4 protein-coding genes and 1 pseudogene are annotated in these 3,057 nt (G+C 68.3%); 3 read left to right on the forward strand and 2 right to left on the reverse strand.

Features of this window, described 5'->3' with window-relative positions; all coding sequences use genetic code 11:
• Together JYJ84_RS32675 and JYJ84_RS32680 are read right to left on the reverse strand one after the other, a co-directional pair.
• Positions 1 to 110: pseudogene (locus JYJ84_RS32675) on the reverse strand (sugar kinase); the annotation flags it as partial.
• 99 nt (positions 111 to 209) lie between these two features.
• Positions 210 to 986 (reverse strand): L-iditol 2-dehydrogenase, encoded by a 777-nt coding sequence (locus JYJ84_RS32680; protein WP_122946155.1) that lies wholly within the window; start codon positions 984 to 986, stop codon positions 210 to 212.
• Positions 987 to 1,314: 328 nt separating this feature from the next.
• Between JYJ84_RS32680 and JYJ84_RS32685 the strand changes: the two genes are divergently transcribed.
• From JYJ84_RS32685 to JYJ84_RS32695, 3 genes are all read left to right on the forward strand, one after another.
• A complete protein-coding gene (locus tag JYJ84_RS32685; RefSeq protein WP_122946156.1) occupies positions 1,315 to 1,776 on the forward strand; it encodes a Fur family transcriptional regulator in 462 nt (153 codons plus the stop codon).
• A gap of 46 nt (positions 1,777 to 1,822) precedes the next feature.
• Positions 1,823 to 2,737 carry a metal ABC transporter solute-binding protein, Zn/Mn family gene (locus JYJ84_RS32690; protein WP_175223409.1) on the forward strand — a complete coding sequence of 305 codons (915 nt, stop codon included), beginning with the start codon at positions 1,823 to 1,825 and terminating at the stop codon, positions 2,735 to 2,737.
• 14 nt (positions 2,738 to 2,751) lie between these two features.
• On the forward strand, positions 2,752 to 3,057 hold a 306-nt coding region (locus tag JYJ84_RS32695), incomplete at its 3' end, for an ATP-binding cassette domain-containing protein (RefSeq protein WP_205189990.1).

Genomic DNA, 3,057 nt, shown 5'->3' on the forward strand with positions numbered 1-3,057 from the left:
GCGCCGCTCGGGAACGGCCCCTCGAACAAGCCCGGCGTGTCGAAACCCTGGCCGCGCTCGGCGGCGACGAATTCGGCCAGCAGCTCGCCGGCGACGACGATCTCGGCCATCAGGCGTGCCCTCCTCGTTCGACGGGGGCCGCGACGTGCGAGACAACTGCCGCGTCTCGGGCCGGCCGGCAGGTGGTGGCGCGTGCGAGCGGCATCACTTCAGCTCATCCAGTTACCGCCGTCGACGTTCAGCGTCTGGGCGGTAACGTAGTCGGCGTCGGACGACGCGAGGAACAGCGCGGCGCCCGTCAAGTCGCCCGGCACGCCCATGCGGCCGAGCGGCACGGCTTCGCCGACGAGCCGCTTCTTCTCGCCGAGCGGCCGGTTCTCGTAGCGAGCGAACAGTGCATCGACCTGCTCCCACATCGGCGTGTCGACGACACCCGGCGCGATGCCGTTCACGTTGATCCGATGCGGCGCGAGCGCGAGCGCGGCCGACTGCGTGTAGCTGATCACCGCGGCCTTGGTCGCGCAGTAGTGCGAAACGAGTGCCTCGCCACGACGCCCGGCCTGCGACGACATGTTGACGATCTTGCCGCCGCGCCCCTGCTCGACCATCCGCTGCGCAACGGCCTGCATCAGGAAGAACAGCCCCTTCACGTTGACCGAGAACAGCCGGTCGAACACGTCCCACGATTCATCGAGGATCGGCCGCATGTCGAACAGCGCCGCATTGTTGAACAGGATGTCGACGCCGCCGAAGCGCTCGACCGCCGTGGCGACGATGCGCTCGATGTCGTCGCGGCGCGTGACGTCCGCGGTGACGGCCACCGCGCGGCCGGGGTGTGCGTCGATGAGCCGCGCGAGCGAGCCGCCTGCGGGCTTCAGGTCGACGAGCACGCAACGCGCGCCCTCGTCCAGATAGCGTTGCGCGACCGCCTCGCCGATGCCGCTTGCGGCGCCCGTCAGGATCGCGACCTTGTCTTCCAGTCTCACTGGCTGTCTCCGGTTCGTTCTGCGTTACGACGGCTGCGAGGTGAGCGAACGCTCGCCAACCGATCAATTGCTCTGTTAGTGATCGAATCATCGGATACGCGATTCGCGCTGTCAAGGCGACGTGACGGCTTTCTATGACGCACTGCGGCACAACGGCGCAGCGTGGCGGCCCGTTGCGCACGCCCGGCAAGGCGCGGCCCGCACGGTGCGGTGCGGCCGGAACAGCGATGAAGGGGACGGAGTGAGGACGGAAAGGGGAAATCGCGCTGCACGGCGCGGCGATACGTTATATCATCGCCATACTTTGTTTCACGCCCTGCCTCACGCCATGGCTACCTCTTCGTCCATTGACGCCCGGCTGTCCCGGGCCGACGCATTCGCCGCCGAGCACGGGCTCGCGTGGACGCCGCTGCGCCGTCAGGTCTACGAACGCGTGCTGGCCGCGCAGCGCCCGATCGGCGCGTACGACCTGCTCGCCGAACTCGAGCCGCAGCGCGGCCGCGTGCCGCCCACGACCGTCTATCGCGCGCTGGATTTCCTCGTCGAGCACGGCTTCATCCACCGGATCGAATCGAAGAACGCGTTCTTCGCGTGCTGCGAGATCGGCGTGCCGCACGAAGGCCAGTTCCTGATCTGCGATTCGTGCGGCGACACCGTCGAGATTCCCGGCGGCGACCTCGCGAAGCAGTTGTCCGCGAGTGAGCCCGCGCACGGTTTCGAAGTCCACCACCAGGTCGTCGAGCTGAGCGGCCTGTGCGGGCACTGCAAGCACAAGCCCGTGCCACGCTGACGCGTATCGCGCGGCGCCCGTGCCGCCCCTTCCAACGAGGAGTTCCATGTCCATTGCCCTGAAGCGCGCGCCGCGGCGTGCCCTGTCGCCTGTCCGCTGGCTCGCCGCCGCCGTCGCCGCGCTGTCGCTCGCGGCGCCCGCATTCGCGCAGGCCGCGACCGTCAACGTCGTCGCCGCCGAGAATTTCTACGGTGATGTCGCGTCGCAGATCGGCGGCAGCCATGTCGCGGTGACGAGCATCCTCAGCAATCCGGACCAGGATCCGCACCTGTTCGAAGCGAGCCCGAAAACGGCCCGCGCACTCCAGCACGCGCAGGTCGTGATCTACAACGGCGCCAACTACGATCCGTGGATGAGCAAGCTGCTCGGTGCGTCGAAACAGGCGAAGCGCGCGACGATCGTCGTCGCCGATCTCGTCGGCAAGAAGGCCGGCGACAACCCGCACCTGTGGTACGACCCGGCGACGATGCCCGCCGCCGCGCGCGCAATCGCGGCCGAACTCGGCCGCGCCGACCCGGCGAACAAGGCCGAATACGACGCGAACCTGCAGAAGTTCGTCGCGTCGATGAAGCCCGTCGACGACAAGGTCGCCGCGCTGCGCGCGCAGTACAAGGGGCTGCCGGTCACGGCCACCGAGCCCGTGTTCGGCTACATGTCCGACGCGATCGGCCTCGACATGCGCAACCAGCGCTTCCAGCTCGCGACGATGAACGACACCGAGGCAAGCGCGCAGGATGTCGCCGCGTTCGAGAACGACCTGCGCAAGAAGCAGGTGCGCGTGCTGATCTACAACAGCCAGGCTGAAGCACCGATGACCAAGCGCATGCTGAAGATCGCGCGCGACGGCGGTGTGCCGACCGTCAGCGTCACCGAGACGCAGCCGGCCGGCAAGACCTTCCAGCAATGGATGGCCGGCCAGCTCGATGCGCTGTCGGCCGCGCTGGCAGCCGGCAAGAAATAAACCACCGTAACGACATGACCGCCACTCCTCACGCACTCGCCGTCGATCGCGTCACGCTCGAACTGGGCGGACGCACGATCCTGCGCGACGTCAGCTTCTCGATCGAACCCGGCGAATTCGTCGGCGTGCTCGGGCCGAACGGCGCGGGCAAGACGACGCTGATGCGCGCAGTGCTCGGCCTCGTGCCCGTGTCGGCCGGCACGCTGTCCGTCGGCGGCGTGCCGGTCGTGCGCGGCAATCCGTCGATCGGCTACATGCCGCAGATCAGGAGCGGCCTCGCCAACCGCCGGATGCGCGGCTACGACTTCGTCGCGATGGCC

It is taken from the genome of Burkholderia sp. LMG 13014 (assembly GCF_905232215.1).
Taxonomy (GTDB): Bacteria; Pseudomonadota; Gammaproteobacteria; order Burkholderiales; family Burkholderiaceae; genus Burkholderia.